Source organism: Pseudomonas sp. KBN10P06128, assembly GCF_037574945.1.
In the GTDB taxonomy this organism is placed as follows: Bacteria; Pseudomonadota; Gammaproteobacteria; order Pseudomonadales; family Pseudomonadaceae; genus Pseudomonas; species Pseudomonas aeruginosa.
This window is the reverse complement of the sequence record NZ_JBBELR010000001.1, coordinates 766111-786241: the sequence shown is the minus strand read 5'-3', so window position 1 is coordinate 786241 and position 20131 is coordinate 766111. Positions and strand designations below refer to the sequence as shown.

The following is a 20131-nucleotide window of genomic DNA, read 5'->3' as shown; positions in this document are numbered from 1 at the left end:
CGCTTACTTGAGCTCGACTTTGGCGCCTGCTTCTTCCAGGGCTTTCTTGGCGGCTTCGGCTTCTTCTTTCGAAGCGCCTTCCTTCACCACGCCCGGAGCGCCGTCTACGACAGCCTTGGCTTCTTTCAGACCCAGACCGGTCAGTTCGCGAACGACCTTGATCACGTTCACTTTCTTGTCGCCAGCTTCGGCCAGGACGATGGTGAACTCGGTCTGCTCTTCGGCAGCGGCAGCAGCCGGGCCAGCAGCGGCAACGGTAGCGGCAGCAGCGGTAACGCCGAACTTCTCTTCCATCGCCTTGATCAGTTCGACCACTTGCATGACGGACATTTCGGATACGGCGTTGATGATGTCTTCGTTGGTCAGAGCCATGACTCTAATTCCTGTATTGGGGGACGGCCTGCGGCCATCGTATTAAACAAATAAGATTGAAAGCGCTTGCGAGCCGACTTAGGCGGCAGCAGCTTCTTTCTGGTCGCGAATGGCCGCCAGAGTACGAGCCAGCTTGCTGGTAGCGCCCTGAATCACGCTCATCAGCTGCGATACGGCTTCGTCGTAGGTCGGCAGGCTTGCCAGTACGTCGATCTGATTGGCTGCGAGGAACTGACCCTCGAAGGCAGCCGCCTTGATCTCGAACTTGTCCTGACCCTTGGCGAACTCACGGAAGATACGAGCGGCAGCGCCCGGATGTTCGTTGGAGAAAGCGATCAGGGTCGGGCCTTTGAACACGTCGTTGAGCACGTCGAACTGGGTGCCTTCAACGGCGCGCTTGAGCAGGGTGTTACGTACGACTTTCACGTACACACCAGCTTCGCGGGCCTCTTTACGGAGTCCGGTCATGGCGCCTACGGTCACGCCACGGGCATCGGCCACGACAGCGGACAGGGCAGCTTTGGCAGCCTCGTTGACTTCAGCGACGATGGCCTTCTTGTCTTCGAGTTTAATTGCCACGGGTTTACTCCTGGATGTTACCGTTTCGTCCAGCCGGGGCCGGACGTCGTTTTGGTGTCTGATTCGGTAACCGAATCGGGAGCACCATCTGCGTAGGCTTGTGGTTTAAGGCTTGCGCCACCTACGGTCTTGGATAGCCCCCGCCAGGCAGGGACCCCAATACCTGTGCAGCGGGCAGAACCCGCTGCACGATTTCACTTAGGCTTCCAGGGAAGCCAGGTCGATCTGTAGGCCCGGACCCATGGTGGTGCTCAGGGTCACGCGCTTGACGTACACGCCTTTCGACGAGGACGGCTTCAGGCGCTTCAGGTCAGCCAGCAGTGCTTCAACGTTCTGCTGCAGCTTGGCCGGTTCGAAATCGACCTTACCGACGGAGCTGTGGATGATGCCGTTCTTGTCGGTACGGAAACGTACCTGACCAGCCTTGGCATTCTTCACGGCGGTAGCGACGTCCGGAGTCACGGTGCCGACTTTCGGGTTCGGCATCAGACCACGCGGGCCGAGGATCTGGCCCAGCTGACCGACGACACGCATGGCATCCGGGGAAGCGATGACGACGTCGTAGTTCAGGTCGCCGCCTTTCATTTCGGCAGCCAGCTCGTCCATACCCACCTTGTCGGCGCCGGCAGCCAGAGCGGCTTCGGCAGCCGGACCTTGGGTGAAGACGGCAACGCGGACGCTCTTGCCGGTGCCGTTCGGCAGGACGGTGGCGCCACGAACGACCTGGTCGGATTTACGCGGATCGACGCCGAGGTTCACGGCAACGTCCACGGACTCCTTGAACTTGATGGTGGACAGCTCGGCCAGCAGCTTGGCGGCCTCTTCGAAGCTGTACTGCTTGCCGGCAACTACTTTCTCGGCAATCGCCTTCTGGCGCTTGGTCAGCTTAGCCATTACACACCCTCCACGTTCAGGCCCATGCTGCGCGCGGAGCCAGCGATGGTACGTACAGCAGCGTCCAGATCAGCAGCGGTCAGGTCAGCCTGCTTGGTCTTGGCGATCTCTTCCAGCTGGGCACGGGTAACGGTGCCGACTTTCTGGGAGTTCGGACGAGCGGAGCCGCTGGTGATGCCAGCTGCTTTTTTCAGCAGGACGGCAGCCGGGGTGCTCTTGGTTTCGAAGGTGAAGCTACGGTCGCTGTAAACGGTGATGATCACAGGAGTCGGCAGGCCCGGCTCTTGGCCTTGGGTCTTGGCGTTGAACGCCTTGCAGAATTCCATGATGTTCACGCCGTGCTGACCCAGGGCAGGGCCGACCGGCGGCGACGGGTTGGCCTGACCGGCCTTTACTTGCAGCTTGATATAAGCCTGGATTTTCTTAGCCATTTGCTACTCCAAATTCGGGTACAAGCGCCTGAAGGCTCCCCGGTTGCTTTCGCGTTTATCCCAGTGACGACAAAACCCCGCAGCCTTGGGCTGCGGGGTGAGGGATGCGTTTTCAGCTAGACCTTTTCGACCTGACTGAACTCCAGCTCCACCGGGGTAGAGCGGCCAAAGATGAGCACGGCCACTTGGATCCGGCTCTTCTCGTAGTTAACTTCTTCGACGACACCATTGAAGTCGGCGAAAGGACCATCGATGACACGAACGGTCTCGCCCGGCTCGAACAGGGTCTTCGGCTTGGGCTTGTCGCCGCTATCGGCCACGCGACGCAGGATTGCATCAGCCTCACGATCGGTGATCGGAGCCGGCTTGTCGGCAGTCCCGCCGATGAAGCCCATGACGCGCGGGGTATCCTTCACCAGGTGCCAGGTACCTTCGTTCATTTCCATCTGAACCAGCACATAGCCAGGGAAGAATTTGCGCTCGCTCTTGCGCTTCTGGCCGTTCCGCATCTCCACCACTTCTTCGGTGGGAACCAGAATCTCGCCGAACTCTTCTTCCATGCCAGCAAGCTTGACACGCTCGATCAGCGAGCGCATGACATGCTTCTCGTAGCCCGAGTATGCATGCACAACGTACCAACGCTTAGCCACGGCGCACCCTTAACCTACAATCATGGAAACCAACCAACCCAGCAGGGAATCGAGCCCCCACAGCAGCAGCGCCATTACCAGCACTACCGCGACCACGATCAGCGTGGTCTGAGTTGTTTCTTGACGACTCGGCCATACGACCTTGCGAATCTCGACGCGCGCTTCCTTAGCAAGACTAAAGAAGGCCTGCCCCTTGGCCGTTTGCAGAGCCAGGAAAGCAGCGATCACCGCCAGAACGAGAATACCGAGAACGCGATACAGGATTGGTTGAGCCGAAAAGTACTGATTGCCCACAACGGCAACCACAACCAGAACGGCAACCAAGAGCCATTTCAAGAGATCAAAACGTGATTCTTTGGCTTCTGCCTTGGCATTCATCTGTTAGGAATCTCGTGAAGAAAAGCCAGATTTACTTGGGAAATCTGGCAGGCCAGGAGGGAATCGAACCCCCAACCTGCGGTTTTGGAGACCGCCGCTCTGCCAATTGAGCTACTGGCCTGAAGCAAAATCAGGCCGACCATTATGCCGGCCTGAGAGGGGAAGATCAACCGATATTATTCGATGATCTTGGCAACCACGCCGGCACCAACGGTACGGCCGCCTTCGCGGATCGCGAAGCGCAGGCCATCTTCCATGGCGATCGGAGCGATCAGGGTGACAACCATCTTGATGTTGTCGCCCGGCATTACCATCTCTACGCCTTCCGGCAGCTCGCAGTTACCGGTCACGTCGGTGGTACGGAAGTAGAACTGCGGACGGTAGCCCTTGAAGAACGGAGTGTGACGACCACCTTCTTCCTTGGACAGCACGTACACTTCGCACTCGAACTTGGTGTGCGGCTTGATGGTGCCCGGCTTGGCCAGAACCTGACCACGCTCTACGTCTTCACGCTTGGTGCCGCGCAGCAGGATACCAACGTTCTCACCAGCACGACCTTCGTCGAGCAGCTTGCGGAACATTTCAACGCCGGTGCAGGTGGTCTTAGTGGTCGCCTTGATGCCAACGATTTCCACTTCTTCCTGGACCTTGATGATGCCGCGCTCTACACGACCGGTTACCACGGTACCGCGGCCGGAGATCGAGAACACGTCTTCGATCGGCATCAGGAACGGCTGGTCGATGGCACGAACCGGCTCCGGAATGTAGGAGTCCAGGGTCTCTACCAGCTTCTGCACGGCGCTTACGCCGATGCCGTTGTCATCTTTACCTTCCAGCGCCATCAGCGCGGAACCGATGATGATCGGAGTGTCGTCGCCCGGGAAGTCGTAGGTGTTCAGCAGATCGCGAACTTCCATCTCGACCAGTTCCAGCAGTTCGGCGTCGTCGACCATGTCGGCCTTGTTCAGGAACACGACGATGTAGGGAACGCCTACCTGACGGGACAGCAGGATGTGCTCGCGGGTCTGCGGCATGGGGCCGTCGGCAGCCGAGCAAACCAGGATCGCGCCGTCCATCTGGGCAGCACCGGTGATCATGTTCTTCACGTAGTCGGCGTGACCGGGGCAGTCAACGTGTGCGTAGTGACGAACAGCGGAATCGTATTCAACGTGCGAGGTGTTGATGGTGATACCGCGGGCCTTTTCTTCCGGCGCGTTGTCGATCTGATCGAAAGCACGAGCGGAACCACCCCAGGTGTCGGAGCAGACCTTGGTCAGTGCAGCGGTCAGAGTGGTCTTGCCATGGTCAACGTGACCGATGGTGCCGACGTTGACGTGCGGCTTGTTCCGTTCAAATTTTTCTTTAGCCATGGAGACCATCCCCTTCAAGGAATTGAGCGGATCACGCTACCATTAGAACAAGGGCAGATATTTTCATATCTGCCCTTGGATAAATGGAGCTCATGAGCGGATTTGAACCGCTGACCTCACCCTTACCAAGGGTGTGCTCTACCAACTGAGCTACATGAGCGAAACACAAGCAACTTGACTGGAGCGGGTAGCGGGAATCGAACCCGCATCATCAGCTTGGAAGGCTGAGGTTCTACCACTGAACTATACCCGCGGAGCCCGAAGCTCACGCTTTTAAACTGGTGGAGGGAGAAGGATTCGAACCTTCGAAGTCTATGACGTCAGATTTACAGTCTGATCCCTTTGGCCACTCGGGAATCCCTCCAAACTGGTGGGCGGCATTCTCTACGTCTGCCACCTTGCTGTCAAGAGTTTTCTCTTAAAAAACCTGAACTTAGGTTTCAACAGCAACTTCATGGTAGGAGTCTTTCAGCCTTCCCCCTGCGAAGCGGGCGCCATTCTATGCAAACCATCAGGGGGATGCAACACCTTTGCACGACATTATTTGATGCTGCAATCCCTTGAAGTCCCGAGCCAGCTCCTGGAGCAGTTGCTCATCCACCAGGCGCCGGCTGCCGGGGGCCACCCTTACCCAGAAATCACGCTGCCCGCGGGGCAATTCCTTCAGCTCCGCCTCGTAACCTGCCGTCTTGAGACGCGCCTGCGCACTTTCAGCCGAATCCCGCGCGGAAAACATCCCCAAAGAAATGCCATTGGCCAGCACTCCCTCGCCAATCAGGTAGCTGTCGATATTGCGCGCCTGAAGCTCCTTCAACTGACGAAGCGCAGCCTCCCGCGAGGCTAGCGGAGGAAGATAGACCCAGTAATCGACGCTCATCTCCCCACGGGCCTCGACCTCCGCCTCGATATCCAGGCCCAGCAGGCGCTGCTGCAACCTTCGGGCATCCGCCTCCTCACCGCCTCCGCCAAGATAGAGACAGGCCGACTCGGATGCGATCGACTCTTCGGCAGCCGAAGGCACACTCGGCGCCGGCACCTGCGACCCCGAGCGCGCCCTGGAAGCAAGGTTGCTCTCGGCCAACAGCAGAATGTTCTTCTGCCCATCCTTATAGAGCTCCAGCGGTGCGATTTCCTTGGCCCGTAGCGGGGATTGCTGCTGGTGCCAGACGTAGTAGAAGACGTTCAGGGCCAGGAGAAACAGGAAGAACCAGCGCATAGATCCTCTCACTCAATCGGGCAAGCCAGTGCCAGCCCTACGAAAACCAGGTCCGGCATGATCCGGGCGCCAGCCAGTTCGTCGCGAACCAGTTCGGCATCCCCACCCGTCAGGAATATTTCACAATCCGGACCGAGCAGCTCGCACGCCATGGCGTACTGCTCACGAACGAACCCCCTGAGCATGAGCAGACAACCCCGCTCAACCGCCTCGGCCGTGGCCTGCCCTGGCTGGAGACTGGCAAGCGCCCGACGGGCCTCTGCATCGTCGTAGCGGATACGTCGGGTATGGGTGCGCAACTGGCTTCTCATCAGGGTCATGCCCGGGCATATGTAGCCCCCCAGATGCACTCCATCCGCCGCGACCAGGTCAGAGGTGACCGCGGTCCCCAGATCAATGACCAGGCAGGCCTTCTTAGCCAGGTGATGAGCCGCGACGAGGGCCAACCAGCGGTCGAGCCCCAGGCGCTGGTAGTCGAGATAGCCGTTGCGCACTCCCGCCAACTGCTTGCCGGATGATGCAACCAGCGCCGAAACCGGGAACAGCTGCTCCAACCGTGCGACCAGTTGCGAGGTTTCCTGCTCGCTGCGAACGCTCACCAGGCGACAGGCTCGCACTGGCAGCGCTTGCTGCGACGTTAACTGTTCGACCAGCGCATCATCGGACTCCGCAAGGCCACCGGCGACCGACCGTGCCGCCCCCTCGATGACCCGCCACTTGATCAGCGAGTTTCCACAGTCGAGCTCAAGAATCATTGACGCAACCTCAAACTAAGCTCCCCTCCACTGAACCCCTGCTCCACGCCATCCACCTCGAGACGCAGCGCTCCTCGGCTATCGACACCCAGCACACGACCCTCGATGGAACTCAGAGCAGTCGAGAGAATGACCTGGGCACCCTGCCAGAGATTGCAGGACTCCCACTCCTCGCGACTTGCAGCAAAGCCTTCGCGCGAATGCCTATCGAGATAATCGGCCAACTGCCGATTGAGAGCAGAAAGCAGCCGCGAACGATCCACCAGCTCCCCCAGCGCTTCGCGCAGGGAGGTCCAAGGCTGGCCGATATCAGTGGCGGTCTTCATGTTGACGTTGATCCCTATGCCGATAACGACATGACACAGATCCGCGGGGTCGCCACTCAGCTCCAGGAGAATTCCGGCGATCTTCTTGCCTCCCTGCAGAACGTCGTTCGGCCACTTCAACCCGGCGTCCCGGACGCCCAAGGACTCCAGGGCCCGGAGCACCGCGAGACCGACAACCAGGCTCAACCCTTCGAGCTCCCGAGCGCCCCCCCTGACAGTAATGGCCAGAGAATAATAGAGGTTCTCTCCATAGGGACTGACCCAGGCTCGCCCGCGACGTCCACGCCCGGCAGTCTGCTGCTCGGCGACGATAACGAAAGGCGTCGAGGCTCCAGCCGCGAGCCTGCGCATGGCCTCGCTATTGGTTGAATCGACGGTGGGCATGATCTCGACAGGCCAGAGGCTGTTGATCTTCCGCGGATCCAGGAGACTGAGGGGACTCGCCAGGCGGTAACCCCGGCCACGCACCTTGTGGAACTGCAGGCCATGTTCAGCCTCCAGGTGCTGCAAGCGTTTCCAGACTGCACTGCGACTGATGCCCAGTACCGCCCCCAACTCCTCACCGGAGTGGAATCGCCCGTCTTGAAGTAGTTTCAGCAAGGTCTGCATAGACGCCCCACACTAGCCAGGCACGCATCATATAGAGGCACTTGCGCTTTGCCTACGAAAAGCCCTGCCGTATAGCTGCCTTTCCCCGGATTTTCGCAGACTTTTCCGCGCGCAAAAGCAAAACCCCTGGTCATCGCTGACCAGGGGTTTTGGGATAGGAGCTTGACGATGACCTACTCTCACATGGGGAGACCCCACACTACCATCGGCGATGCGTCGTTTCACTTCTGAGTTCGGGAAGGGATCAGGTGGTTCCAACGCTCTATGATCGTCAAGCAATTCGGTTGGATATCCGTTCGCTTGGGCTTACGTTTATCCGAATTCAGGTATGTGATTTCAAGGTGTTTGCGGTTCATGCGAACTTTCGGTTCGTCGACTTCACCTTACAACACACAATCATCAGATTGTTTGGGTGTTATATGGTCAAGCCTCACGGGCAATTAGTACTGGTTAGCTCAACGCCTCACAACGCTTACACACCCAGCCTATCAACGTCGTAGTCTTCGACGGCCCTTCAGGGGAATCAAGTTCCCAGTGAGATCTCATCTTGAGGCAAGTTTCCCGCTTAGATGCTTTCAGCGGTTATCTTTTCCGAACATAGCTACCCGGCAATGCCACTGGCGTGACAACCGGAACACCAGAGGTTCGTCCACTCCGGTCCTCTCGTACTAGGAGCAGCCCCTCTCAAATCTCAAACGTCCACGGCAGATAGGGACCGAACTGTCTCACGACGTTCTAAACCCAGCTCGCGTACCACTTTAAATGGCGAACAGCCATACCCTTGGGACCGGCTTCAGCCCCAGGATGTGATGAGCCGACATCGAGGTGCCAAACACCGCCGTCGATATGAACTCTTGGGCGGTATCAGCCTGTTATCCCCGGAGTACCTTTTATCCGTTGAGCGATGGCCCTTCCATACAGAACCACCGGATCACTAAGACCTACTTTCGTACCTGCTCGACGTGTCTGTCTCGCAGTCAAGCGCGCTTTTGCCTTTATACTCTACGACCGATTTCCGACCGGTCTGAGCGCACCTTCGTACTCCTCCGTTACTCTTTAGGAGGAGACCGCCCCAGTCAAACTGCCCACCATACACTGTCCTCGATCCGGATTACGGACCAGAGTTAGAACCTCAAGCATGCCAGGGTGGTATTTCAAGGATGGCTCCACGCGAACTGGCGTCCACGCTTCAAAGCCTCCCACCTATCCTACACAAGCAGGCTCAAAGTCCAGTGCAAAGCTACAGTAAAGGTTCACGGGGTCTTTCCGTCTAGCCGCGGATACACTGCATCTTCACAGCGATTTCAATTTCACTGAGTCTCGGGTGGAGACAGCGCCGCCATCGTTACGCCATTCGTGCAGGTCGGAACTTACCCGACAAGGAATTTCGCTACCTTAGGACCGTTATAGTTACGGCCGCCGTTTACCGGGGCTTCGATCAAGAGCTTCGCTTGCGCTAACCCCATCAATTAACCTTCCGGCACCGGGCAGGCGTCACACCCTATACGTCCACTTTCGTGTTTGCAGAGTGCTGTGTTTTTAATAAACAGTCGCAGCGGCCTGGTATCTTCGACCAGCCAGAGCTTACGGAGTAAATCCTTCACCCTAGCCGGCGCACCTTCTCCCGAAGTTACGGTGCCATTTTGCCTAGTTCCTTCACCCGAGTTCTCTCAAGCGCCTTGGTATTCTCTACCCGACCACCTGTGTCGGTTTGGGGTACGGTTCCTGGTTACCTGAAGCTTAGAAGCTTTTCTTGGAAGCATGGCATCAACCACTTCGTCATCTAAAAGACGACTCGTCATCAGCTCTCGGCCTTGAAACCCCGGATTTACCTAAGATTTCAGCCTACCACCTTAAACTTGGACAACCAACGCCAAGCTGGCCTAGCCTTCTCCGTCCCTCCATCGCAGTAACCAGAAGTACAGGAATATTAACCTGTTTCCCATCGACTACGCTTTTCAGCCTCGCCTTAGGAACCGACTAACCCTGCGTCGATTAACGTTGCGCAGGAACCCTTGGTCTTTCGGCGTGGGTGTTTTTCACACCCATTGTCGTTACTCATGTCAGCATTCGCACTTCTGATACCTCCAGCAAGCTTCTCAACTCACCTTCACAGGCTTACAGAACGCTCCTCTACCGCGTCACTTACGTGACACCCGCAGCTTCGGTGTGTGGTTTGAGCCCCGTTACATCTTCCGCGCAGGCCGACTCGACTAGTGAGCTATTACGCTTTCTTTAAAGGGTGGCTGCTTCTAAGCCAACCTCCTAGCTGTCTAAGCCTTCCCACATCGTTTACCACTTAACCACAACTTTGGGACCTTAGCTGGCGGTCTGGGTTGTTTCCCTTTTCACGACGGACGTTAGCACCCGCCGTGTGTCTCCCATGCTCGGCACTTCTGGGTATTCGGAGTTTGCATCGGTTTGGTAAGTCGGGATGACCCCCTAGCCGAAACAGTGCTCTACCCCCCAGAGTGATACATGAGGCGCTACCTAAATAGCTTTCGAGGAGAACCAGCTATCTCCGAGCTTGATTAGCCTTTCACTCCGATCCACAAGTCATCCCCTACCTTTTCAACGGGAGTGGGTTCGGTCCTCCAGTCAGTGTTACCTAACCTTCAACCTGCTCATGGATAGATCGCCCGGTTTCGGGTCTATACCCAGCGACTAAACGCCCTATTAAGACTCGCTTTCGCTACGCCTACCCTATACGGTTAAGCTTGCCACTGAATATAAGTCGCTGACCCATTATACAAAAGGTACGCAGTCACCTAACAAGTAGGCTCCCACTGCTTGTACGCATACGGTTTCAGGTTCTATTTCACTCCCCTCTCCGGGGTTCTTTTCGCCTTTCCCTCACGGTACTGGTTCACTATCGGTCAGTCAGTAGTATTTAGCCTTGGAGGATGGTCCCCCCATGTTCAGACAAAGTTTCTCGTGCTCCGTCCTACTCGATTTCACTTCAAAGATCCTTTCGCGTACGGGGCTATCACCCACTATGGCCGCACTTTCCAGAGCGTTCCGCTAAAATCAATGAAGCTTAAGGGCTAATCCCCGTTCGCTCGCCACTACTAAGGGAATCTCGGTTGATTTCTTTTCCTCAGGGTACTTAGATGTTTCAGTTCCCCTGGTTCGCCTCTTGCACCTATGGATTCAGTACAAGATACCTAGGTTATCCTAGGTGGGTTCCCCCATTCAGAGATCTCCGGATCAAAGTCTGTTTGCCGACTCCCCGAAGCTTTTCGCAGGCTACCACGTCTTTCATCGCCTCTGACTGCCAAGGCATCCACCGTATGCGCTTCTTCACTTGACCATATAACCCCAAGCAATCTGGTTATACTGTGAAGACGACATTCGCCGAAAATTCGCGCTTGAACTCGCAAATTTTACCTTGACTTGAATGATCACCAGTGAAAGAGATCATTCAGTCTTACTTCTATCACATACCCGAATTTTTAAAGAACAGTTCTGGTGCAAAGACCAGAAATCAATGTTCATTCACGAACATTCATTTCTGAGCTTTCGACGATTGTTTGGATGGTGGAGCCAAGGAGGATCGAACTCCTGACCTCCTGCGTGCAAAGCAGGCGCTCTCCCAGCTGAGCTATGGCCCCGTATCGGATCACGCAGCACACCAACAATTGGTGGGTCTGGGCAGATTCGAACTGCCGACCTCACCCTTATCAGGGGTGCGCTCTAACCAACTGAGCTACAGACCCAATCGTCTAACCAGTGAATCAAGCAATTCGTGTGGGAGCTTATGAAGAAGCTGAGATCTTCGATTAAGGAGGTGATCCAGCCGCAGGTTCCCCTACGGCTACCTTGTTACGACTTCACCCCAGTCATGAATCACTCCGTGGTAACCGTCCCCCTTGCGGTTAGACTAGCTACTTCTGGAGCAACCCACTCCCATGGTGTGACGGGCGGTGTGTACAAGGCCCGGGAACGTATTCACCGTGACATTCTGATTCACGATTACTAGCGATTCCGACTTCACGCAGTCGAGTTGCAGACTGCGATCCGGACTACGATCGGTTTTATGGGATTAGCTCCACCTCGCGGCTTGGCAACCCTTTGTACCGACCATTGTAGCACGTGTGTAGCCCTGGCCGTAAGGGCCATGATGACTTGACGTCATCCCCACCTTCCTCCGGTTTGTCACCGGCAGTCTCCTTAGAGTGCCCACCCGAGGTGCTGGTAACTAAGGACAAGGGTTGCGCTCGTTACGGGACTTAACCCAACATCTCACGACACGAGCTGACGACAGCCATGCAGCACCTGTGTCTGAGTTCCCGAAGGCACCAATCCATCTCTGGAAAGTTCTCAGCATGTCAAGGCCAGGTAAGGTTCTTCGCGTTGCTTCGAATTAAACCACATGCTCCACCGCTTGTGCGGGCCCCCGTCAATTCATTTGAGTTTTAACCTTGCGGCCGTACTCCCCAGGCGGTCGACTTATCGCGTTAGCTGCGCCACTAAGATCTCAAGGATCCCAACGGCTAGTCGACATCGTTTACGGCGTGGACTACCAGGGTATCTAATCCTGTTTGCTCCCCACGCTTTCGCACCTCAGTGTCAGTATCAGTCCAGGTGGTCGCCTTCGCCACTGGTGTTCCTTCCTATATCTACGCATTTCACCGCTACACAGGAAATTCCACCACCCTCTACCGTACTCTAGCTCAGTAGTTTTGGATGCAGTTCCCAGGTTGAGCCCGGGGATTTCACATCCAACTTGCTGAACCACCTACGCGCGCTTTACGCCCAGTAATTCCGATTAACGCTTGCACCCTTCGTATTACCGCGGCTGCTGGCACGAAGTTAGCCGGTGCTTATTCTGTTGGTAACGTCAAAACAGCAAGGTATTAACTTACTGCCCTTCCTCCCAACTTAAAGTGCTTTACAATCCGAAGACCTTCTTCACACACGCGGCATGGCTGGATCAGGCTTTCGCCCATTGTCCAATATTCCCCACTGCTGCCTCCCGTAGGAGTCTGGACCGTGTCTCAGTTCCAGTGTGACTGATCATCCTCTCAGACCAGTTACGGATCGTCGCCTTGGTAGGCCTTTACCCCACCAACTAGCTAATCCGACCTAGGCTCATCTGATAGCGTGAGGTCCGAAGATCCCCCACTTTCTCCCTCAGGACGTATGCGGTATTAGCGCCCGTTTCCGGACGTTATCCCCCACTACCAGGCAGATTCCTAGGCATTACTCACCCGTCCGCCGCTGAATCCAGGAGCAAGCTCCCTTCATCCGCTCGACTTGCATGTGTTAGGCCTGCCGCCAGCGTTCAATCTGAGCCATGATCAAACTCTTCAGTTCAATACTGCTTGGGTTTTGAGAAAACCCTAAACTTGGCTCAGCAATCGCATTCTCTTAAAAAGAGATAAAACTCTCGAATTCACGAGTGTTACTTGCGCTGCTGATAATCTTGCGATCACCAGTCTTACATCACAAGCACCCACACGAATTGCTTGATTCGACTTGTTAAAGAGCAGTTGGTCAAGGCTTTCGTCTCAACCGAGGCCGCGCATTCTACAGCAACCTCTCTTTCCGTCAAGCGTTATTTTCGAAAATTTTCTTTTCTACTCAACCGCTTGCGCCGACCTTCAAACTATCTTCCGATCAGCGGGAGGCGCATTCTACAGCGTTCAAATTCGCTGTCAAGCACCTCGACGAAGCTTCGTTTCGAATCCCTTTCGGGACCGAACCGCTGCGGCGAACAACCTGCCGGAGCGCTTCACCACCCCCTGGGAGAGAATCCGTAAATCCTTGATTTTCAAGCATTTACTCTTCGTCGTCGCCGGGAGTGGTGCGCATTATAGGGAGATAGAAACTGGCGTCAACACTTATTTGAAAGAATTATTCAGCTTTCAGCGTGATGCGCGCGAAAGCCTTCTTCCCCGCCTGGAACACACGGGTTTCACCCAGCGCCAGCATGAAGGTGCGGTCGACGACCTGCCCATCCACCTTGACGCTGCCGGCACCCAGGAGATCGCGAGCCGCAGCCGCATTCTTCGCCAACCCCGCCTTATTAAGGACAGAGGCAACGGGCATATCCTCGGGGGACGACAGCTCGATCTCCGGCAGGTCTTCCGGCAGCTCGCCCTCCTTCAGGCGATTGCCGGCCGACTTGTGTGCGCTCGCCGCCGCCTCCTCGCCATGGAAGCGGGCGACGATCTCCTCGGCCAGCTTGATCTTGATGTCACGCGGGTTGGCGCCCGCCTCGACGTCCTTGCGGAAGCTATCGATCTCATCCAGGGAACGGAAGCTGAGCAGTTCGAAGTAACGCCACATCAGCGTGTCAGGAATGGAGACCAGCTTGCTGTACATGACACCCGGCGCTTCCTGGATACCAATATAGTTGCCCAGCGACTTGGACATCTTCTTCACGCCATCCAGCCCTTCCAGCAACGGCATGGTCAGGATCACCTGGGCCTCCTGGCCATAGGCACGCTGCAGCTCGCGCCCCATCAGCAGGTTGAACTTCTGGTCGGTGCCACCCAACTCGACGTCCGCCTTCAGCGCGACGGAGTCATAGCCCTGGACCAGCGGATAGAGGAACTCATGGATAGCGATGGGCTGATTGCTGGCATAGCGCTTGCTAAAGTCATCGCGCTCCAGCATGCGCGCAACGGTGTACTGAGAGGCAAGACGAATGAAGTCAGCCGGGGTCAGCTGGTCCATCCAGGTGGAATTGAAGGCTACTTCGGTCTTGGCCGGGTCGAGGATCTTGAAGACCTGGGACTTGTACGTCTCCGCATTCTCCAGAACCTGCTCGCGCGTCAGGGGAGGACGGGTAACACTTTTCCCACTGGGGTCACCGATCATCCCAGTGAAGTCACCGATGAGGAAGATCACCTGATGTCCCAGGTCCTGGAACTGGCGCAGCTTATTAATAAGCACGGTATGGCCAAGATGCAGATCGGGAGCGGTCGGGTCGAAGCCGGCCTTGATCCGCAAGGGCTGGCCTCGCTTCAGCTTGGCCACCAATTCCGCCTCTACCAGGATCTCGTCTGCACCGCGCTGGATCAGCGCCAGCTGCTCTTCAACCGACTTCATTTACAGGTTCTGCCCAATTGCCAAAATCGAAAGGGAACCAACCATACAAGATCGCAGACTAAAAACAAATTTTGCCGACCGTCAGGGGGACGGAGCCAGGCCAGACGCGACTTTTGGCTTGATTCAAGGAGATTTTGGTTATATTTTAGGCAGTTATTTATTCACAATCCAAAAACACCAATCACGCCATGACGCAATCCGATCAGAAAGCGCCGCCGTATTACCCGAAAAGCCACTTGTTGGCCGCCAGCGGTGTTGCAGCGCTCCTCAGTTTGGCACTACTGGTGTTCCCCTCGAGCGAAGTCGAGGCCAAGAGGACCACGCTCAATCTGGAGCTTGAAAGCAACACCGATCGCCTCCTTCAGGAGAAAGACGACCTCCTGCCGCAATCGGTCACCAATTCCAGCGACGAAGGCACGCCTTTCGCTCAGGTAGAAGGCGCCTCCGACGACAACACCGCCGAGCAAGACTCGGACAAGCCGGGCGCATCTGTAGCCGATGCCGACACCAAGCCCGTCGATCCCGAGTGGAAGACCATCACCGTCGCCAGTGGCGATACGCTGTCGACCGTATTCACCAAGGCAGGCCTTTCCACCTCGGCCATGCACGACATGCTGACCAGCAGCAAGGATGCCAAGCGCTTCACCCATCTGAAGGTCGGCCAGGAGGTCAAGCTCAAGCTCGACCCCAAAGGAGAGCTGCAGGCGCTGCGAGTCAAGCAGAGCGAACTCGAGACCATCGGCCTGGACAAGACCGACAAGGGCTACTCCTTCAAACGCGAGAAGGCCCAGATCGACCTGCATACCGCCTATGCCCATGGCCGCATCACCAGCTCGCTGTTCGTTGCCGGTCGTAACGCCGGCCTGCCCTATAACCTGGTCACGTCGCTGTCGAACATCTTCGGCTACGACATCGACTTCGCCCTCGATCTGCGTGAAGGCGACGAGTTCGACGTGATCTACGAACAACACAAGGTCAACGGCAAGCAAGTGGCGACCGGCAATATCCTCGCCGCCCGCTTCGTCAACCGTGGCAAGACCTACACCGCCGTGCGCTATACCAACAAGCAGGGCAATACCAGCTACTACCGCGCCGACGGCTCCAGCATGCGCAAGGCATTCATCCGTACGCCGGTGGATTTCGCCCGTATCAGCTCGCGCTTCTCCCTGGGCCGCCGCCACCCGATCCTGAACAAGATCCGCGCACACAAGGGCGTCGACTACGCAGCCCCCATCGGCACACCGATCAAGGCCACCGGAGACGGCAAGATCCTCGAAGCCGGACGCAAGGGGGGCTACGGCAACGCCGTGGTGATCCAGCACGGCCAGCGCTATCGGACCATCTACGGACACATGAGCCGCTTCGCCAAGGGTATCCGCGCCGGTACCAGCGTGAAGCAGGGCCAGATCATCGGTTACGTGGGCATGACGGGCCTGGCCACCGGCCCACACCTGCACTACGAATTCCAGATCAATGGCCGTCACGTCGATCCGCTGAGTGCCAAGCTGCCCATGGCGGACCCGCTCGGTGGCGCAGATCGCAAGCGCTTCATGGCGCAGACCCAGCCGATGATCGCGCGCATGGATCAGGAGAAGAAAACCCTCCTGGCCCTGAACAAGCAGCGCTGATCGTGCCGCGCTACCTGGGGTTGATGTCCGGAACCAGCCTGGACGGCATGGACATCGTCCTGATCGAGCAAGGTGATCGCACTACCTTGCTCGCTTCCCATTACCTACCCATGCCGGCCGGGCTGCGCGAAGACATCCTCGCCCTGTGCGTCCCTGGTCCCGATGAAATCGCCCGCGCCGCCGAAGTCGAGCAACGCTGGGTCGCCCTTGCAGCACAGGGCGTGCGCGAACTGCTGCTCCAGCAGCAGATGAGCCCCGACGAAGTCCGTGCCATCGGCAGTCACGGTCAAACCATCCGACATGAACCCGCTCGCCACTTCACGGTGCAGATCGGCAACCCCGCCCTGCTGGCGGAGCTGACCGGCATCGATGTCGTCGCCGACTTCCGCCGCCGCGACGTCGCAGCCGGCGGCCAGGGCGCCCCGCTGGTACCGGCCTTCCATCAGGCGCTGTTTGGCGATGATGACGCCTCCAGGGCGGTCCTGAACATCGGTGGCTTCAGCAACGTTTCGCTGCTCAGCCCCGGAAAGCCGGTACGCGGCTTCGACTGCGGCCCGGGCAACGTGCTGATGGACGCCTGGATTCATCACCAACGCGGCGAACATTTCGACCGGGACGGTGCGTGGGCCGCCAGCGGCCAGATGAACCACGCACTGCTGGCAAGCCTGCTCGCGGATGAGTTCTTCGCCGCGCGTGGCCCCAAGAGCACCGGGCGCGAGCGCTTCAACCTGTCCTGGCTGCAGGAGCACCTGGCTCGTCACCCTGCCTTGCCGGCAGCGGATATCCAGGCAACCCTGCTGGAACTGAGCGCGCGCAGCATCAGCGAATCGCTGCTGGACGCCCAGCCGGACTGCGAAGAGGTGCTGGTATGCGGCGGCGGCGCCTTCAATACGGCGCTGATGAAGCGCCTGGCCCTGCTGATGCCCGAAGCTCGGGTCGCCAGTACCGACGAATACGGCATTCCCCCTGCCTGGATGGAGGGCATGGCATTCGCCTGGCTAGCCCATCGGTTTCTCGAGCGCCTGCCCGGCAACTGCCCTGATGTGACCGGTGCGCTCGGTCCCAGAACTCTGGGCGCGCTGTATCCCGCCTGAAACGAAAACGCCGCGCATATAAGCGCGGCGTTTTCGTAGCGGCCCCATCGACGTCAGATCGAGAACGACTGTCCGCAACCGCAAGTCGTGGCGGCGTTCGGGTTCTTGATGACGAACCTCGAACCTTCCAGGCCTTCCTGGTAGTCGACTTCCGAGCCCGCCAGGTACTGGAAGCTCATCGGGTCCACCACCAGGCCCACGCCATCGCGCTCGATCACGGTATCGTCATCGGCGATATCTTCGTCGAAGGTGAAGCCATACTGGAAGCCCGAGCAACCGCCGCCGGTGACGAATACACGCAGTTTCAGGCGAGGATTGCCCTCTTCGTCAATCAACGTCTTCACCTTGTTGGCTGCGCCTGGGGTAAAGAGCAGGGGCGTAGGGGTGAAGGTCTCGATGCTCATGTTTCCGAATCTCCCGGCTTGAGGCCGTGCGTTACAACATTACGCCCATTATCCTCTTGTCCCAGAAAAATGGTCAACTAATCCACAGTTTCCACGCTGGCAGGCAGTTCCAGCGGGCGCGGACTGGCCTCGGCCATCGGGCACAGGCGGCCCTCGATCTGGGCCCCCATGGCGGTTTCGATCAGCCCATAGTGAAGATTGCCCTTCACCCGGGCCTGGGCCCCCAGCTCCAGGCGTTCGATGGCATGGATGTCGCCATCCACCTGACCGTCGATGATCACATGGGGGGCCCGGATTTCGCCATCGACTCGACCGCCGGCGCTGACCCGCACCAGCCCTTCGTGCGCCTGCAACGCTCCGCGGACGGTGCCGTCGATCTGCACCGCGCCCTTGAGGTTCATGTCACCGACCAGTTCGGCGCCGCTGGCGATCAGGCTGGTCTGCCCGGTGAAACGCTGGACGTCGGCCCGGCCTTTGTTCTTGCTCCACATAATGCTCACTCACTGCTTCGGCCAATCGAAACGGCGCTGTAGCGGTTTGGACTGGCCATTCAGCTCCGCACGTACGTCGATCAGCTTCGGGATGAAGTTCTTCGGCAGCTCCAGCTCGGCGAAACGCCCCCCTTCTGGGATCGACTGGAAATGCCGGAGGGAAATCGACAGCCCTGTCTTGCCCAGTTCCGGCGAGAGCTGTTCGAGGTCGTAGGTAGCGTCCTTGCGCGCCAGCTTGCCGCTGATGCGGACTTTCAGCCGCCCATCCAGCTTGCGGTCGTCCCTGCCCAGGCGGCTGAGCATCACCTTATAGCGGAAGCGCTGCGGGTCGTCCGTGCCCTGCACCTCAAAGGCACGGATTTCCAGCGCATCCGCCTTGCTGGCCGGCGCGACTACCCCCTTGTAGAACGCGATGTCCTGTTGCTGCTTGAACACCTGGTCCTCAAGCAGCTTGATGGTCTGCCGGCTCTGTTCGGTGGCCTGCTGGCTGAGGCGTTCTCCGCTGCGCAACACCTCGATTTCGGTACGCAGGCGCTCCAGCTCGGCCTTCTGCTCGCCGATCAGGGTTTCCTGGCGTTGCGCATCGGCCTCGCTGCGAGCGGCGTCCGCCCCGGTCGACCAGCGACCGCCGAGAAACGCCAGCGGAACCGCCAGCAGCAGCGCACCCACCCCGAGGCGGACCAGCCAGGCCCGCCGTGGATCACGGAACTGGAGTTCCCAGCCGGACATCAGGGGAGCAGGGCCGCATGCGAGAGGCCCAGGCGCTCGTCCAGCCCGAACAGGATGTTCATGTTCTGGAGCGCCTGACCCGAGGCGCCCTTGACCAGGTTGTCGATCACCGACAGCACCACCACCAGGTCGCCGCCCTGGGGGCGATGCACGGCGATTCGGCAGACATTGGCGCCACGCACGCTACGGGTCTCCGGATGGCTGCCGGCCGGCATCACGTCGACGAAGGGTTCGTCGGCGTAGCGCTTCTCGAACAGCGCCTGGAGGTCGACCGAGCGATCCGCGACATGGGCATAGAGGGTTGCATGGATACCGCGGATCATTGGCGTCAGGTGCGGTACGAACGTCAGCCCGACCTCGCCGCCGGAGGCCCGGCGCAGGCCCTGGCTGATTTCCGGGAGATGCCGATGCCCTTTGACCGCGTAGGCCATCATGCTTTCGCCCGCCTCGCAGAACAGCGAGCCAACCTTGGCGCCCCGACCGGCGCCGCTGACCCCGGACTTGCAATCGGCGATCAGCCGCGAGGCGTCGGCCAGGCCGGCCTCCAGCAGCGGGATCAGGCCCAGTTGGGTCGCGGTCGGGTAGCAACCCGGCACGGCGATCAGGCGGGCCTGGCGGATCTTCTCGCGGTTCACTTCCGGCAGGCCGTAGACAGCCTCGTCGAGCAGCGCCGGAGCGCCATGCGGCTGGCCGTACCAGCGCGCCCACTCCTCGGCGTCCGCCAGGCGGAAGTCAGCGGACAGATCGATGACCCGGGTCCCGGCGTCCAGCAGTTCGCCAGCCAGCGCGTGCGCCACGCCGTGCGGCGTGGCGAAGAACACCACGTCGCAGGCGCCGAGGCGCTGCGCGTCCGGCACGCTGAACTGCAGGTCGTCATAATGACCTCGCAGGTTCGGGTACATGTCGGCGACCTTCACCCCCGCCTCGGAACGCGAAGTGATCACTTCCACCCGGGCCTGCGGATGCTGCGCCAGCAGGCGCAGCAGTTCCACGCCCGTATAACCCGTACCGCCAACGATGCCGACCTTGATCATCTGTCCATCACTCCGCGCGCTGAGGCAAGCTAGCCAAAAGAGGCCAATGATAAGAGCCGAGCGCCGGCATGAACAGCGCTGGGCGTCCGGCTTTGCGACCGGTTCGGCCCTTCGG

Annotated in this window: 17 protein-coding genes, 6 tRNA genes and 3 rRNA genes; 2 read left to right on the top strand and 24 right to left on the bottom strand. The window is 58.5% G+C overall.

All coding sequences use genetic code 11. The features are described from left to right. Positions 1-3: 3 nt before the first annotated feature. The 20 genes from rplL to tyrS all read right to left on the bottom strand — a co-directional run bounded on the left by rplL (position 4) and on the right by tyrS (position 14636). On the bottom strand, positions 4-372 hold the full coding sequence (gene rplL, locus VQ065_RS03705) for a 50S ribosomal protein L7/L12 (protein ID WP_003093747.1): 369 nt from the start codon (positions 370-372) through the stop codon (positions 4-6). A gap of 78 nt (positions 373-450) precedes the next feature. Next, positions 451-951, bottom strand: a complete 501-nt coding sequence (gene rplJ / locus VQ065_RS03700; RefSeq protein WP_003093748.1) for a 50S ribosomal protein L10 — start codon at positions 949-951, stop codon at positions 451-453. A 198-nt stretch (positions 952-1149) separates the two neighbouring features. Continuing rightward, positions 1150-1845, bottom strand: coding sequence for a 50S ribosomal protein L1 (rplA, locus tag VQ065_RS03695; protein WP_003093749.1), 696 nt, complete (start codon positions 1843-1845; stop codon positions 1150-1152). Further along, the gene (gene rplK / locus VQ065_RS03690; RefSeq protein WP_003093751.1) at positions 1845-2276 is read right to left on the bottom strand and encodes a 50S ribosomal protein L11; all 432 of its coding nucleotides are present in this window, start codon (positions 2274-2276) and stop codon (positions 1845-1847) included. Before rplK ends, rplA begins: the two co-directional genes overlap by 1 nt. A 116-nt stretch (positions 2277-2392) precedes the next feature. Then, a complete protein-coding gene (nusG, locus tag VQ065_RS03685) occupies positions 2393-2926 on the bottom strand; it encodes a transcription termination/antitermination protein NusG (RefSeq protein ID WP_003108028.1) in 534 nt (177 codons plus the stop codon). A 9-nt stretch (positions 2927-2935) separates the two neighbouring features. Next, on the bottom strand, positions 2936-3304 hold the full coding sequence (gene secE, locus VQ065_RS03680; protein WP_003108030.1) for a preprotein translocase subunit SecE: 369 nt from the start codon (positions 3302-3304) through the stop codon (positions 2936-2938). A 45-nt stretch (positions 3305-3349) separates the two neighbouring features. Then, positions 3350-3425, bottom strand: a tRNA-Trp gene (locus tag VQ065_RS03675). Positions 3426-3480: 55 nt separating this feature from the next. Then, positions 3481-4674 (bottom strand): elongation factor Tu, encoded by a 1194-nt coding sequence (tuf, locus tag VQ065_RS03670; protein WP_003115146.1) that lies wholly within the window; start codon positions 4672-4674, stop codon positions 3481-3483. A gap of 84 nt (positions 4675-4758) precedes the next feature. Then, a tRNA-Thr gene (locus tag VQ065_RS03665) sits at positions 4759-4834 on the bottom strand. A gap of 19 nt (positions 4835-4853) precedes the next feature. Next, positions 4854-4927: transfer RNA gene (locus VQ065_RS03660), tRNA-Gly, on the bottom strand. A 26-nt stretch (positions 4928-4953) separates the two neighbouring features. Continuing rightward, positions 4954-5038 (bottom strand) — tRNA-Tyr (locus VQ065_RS03655). A 147-nt stretch (positions 5039-5185) separates the two neighbouring features. Then, positions 5186-5890 (bottom strand): SPOR domain-containing protein, encoded by a 705-nt coding sequence (locus VQ065_RS03650; protein ID WP_003093767.1) that lies wholly within the window; start codon positions 5888-5890, stop codon positions 5186-5188. Positions 5891-5898: 8 nt separating this feature from the next. Next, a complete protein-coding gene (locus tag VQ065_RS03645; RefSeq protein ID WP_003093768.1) occupies positions 5899-6645 on the bottom strand; it encodes a pantothenate kinase in 747 nt (248 codons plus the stop codon). Further along, positions 6642-7580, bottom strand: coding sequence for a bifunctional biotin--[acetyl-CoA-carboxylase] ligase/biotin operon repressor BirA (gene birA, locus VQ065_RS03640; protein WP_003093769.1), 939 nt, complete (start codon positions 7578-7580; stop codon positions 6642-6644). The genes VQ065_RS03645 and birA overlap by 4 nt, the downstream gene beginning before the upstream one ends. A gap of 160 nt (positions 7581-7740) precedes the next feature. Then, positions 7741-7856: ribosomal RNA gene (rrf, locus tag VQ065_RS03635) — 5S ribosomal RNA — on the bottom strand. A 143-nt stretch (positions 7857-7999) separates the two neighbouring features. Then, positions 8000-10890: ribosomal RNA gene (locus VQ065_RS03630) — 23S ribosomal RNA — on the bottom strand. A 225-nt stretch (positions 10891-11115) separates the two neighbouring features. Beyond that, positions 11116-11191 (bottom strand) — tRNA-Ala (locus VQ065_RS03625). 28 nt (positions 11192-11219) lie between these two features. Continuing rightward, a tRNA-Ile gene (locus tag VQ065_RS03620) sits at positions 11220-11296 on the bottom strand. A gap of 64 nt (positions 11297-11360) precedes the next feature. Next, a 16S ribosomal RNA gene (locus VQ065_RS03615) occupies positions 11361-12896 on the bottom strand. Together the 16S, 23S and 5S rRNA genes with 2 tRNA genes alongside form the textbook arrangement of a ribosomal RNA operon. Before the next feature lie 540 nt (positions 12897-13436). Further along, positions 13437-14636, bottom strand: a complete 1200-nt coding sequence (gene tyrS, locus VQ065_RS03610) for a tyrosine--tRNA ligase (protein WP_003085275.1) — start codon at positions 14634-14636, stop codon at positions 13437-13439. Between the two features lie 188 nt (positions 14637-14824). Here tyrS and VQ065_RS03605 point away from each other — a divergent pair, with 188 nt between their 5' ends. Both VQ065_RS03605 and VQ065_RS03600 read left to right on the top strand, forming a co-directional pair. Then, complete coding sequence (locus VQ065_RS03605) at positions 14825-16264, top strand: peptidoglycan DD-metalloendopeptidase family protein (protein WP_003085274.1); 1440 nt, start codon at positions 14825-14827, stop codon at positions 16262-16264. Between the two features lie 2 nt (positions 16265-16266). Next, positions 16267-17358, top strand: a complete 1092-nt coding sequence (locus tag VQ065_RS03600; RefSeq protein ID WP_003085271.1) for an anhydro-N-acetylmuramic acid kinase — start codon at positions 16267-16269, stop codon at positions 17356-17358. A 53-nt stretch (positions 17359-17411) separates the two neighbouring features. Here VQ065_RS03600 and erpA read toward each other — a convergent pair whose 3' ends face one another. From erpA to argC, 4 genes are all read right to left on the bottom strand, one after another. Continuing rightward, entirely contained in the window at positions 17412-17762 is a 351-nt protein-coding gene (erpA, locus tag VQ065_RS03595) for an iron-sulfur cluster insertion protein ErpA (protein WP_003085254.1), read from the bottom strand. Between the two features lie 77 nt (positions 17763-17839). Further along, positions 17840-18262 carry a bactofilin family protein gene (locus VQ065_RS03590; protein WP_073660265.1) on the bottom strand — a complete coding sequence of 141 codons (423 nt, stop codon included), beginning with the start codon at positions 18260-18262 and terminating at the stop codon, positions 17840-17842. Next, positions 18263-18982, bottom strand: coding sequence for a DUF6776 family protein (locus VQ065_RS03585; RefSeq protein WP_003085249.1), 720 nt, complete (start codon positions 18980-18982; stop codon positions 18263-18265). Beyond that, positions 18982-20016: an N-acetyl-gamma-glutamyl-phosphate reductase gene (gene argC, locus VQ065_RS03580; protein ID WP_003085247.1), complete on the bottom strand. Its 1035-nt coding sequence runs from the start codon at positions 20014-20016 to the stop codon at positions 18982-18984. The genes VQ065_RS03585 and argC overlap by 1 nt, the downstream gene beginning before the upstream one ends. Between the last annotated feature and the right edge of the window lie 115 nt (positions 20017-20131).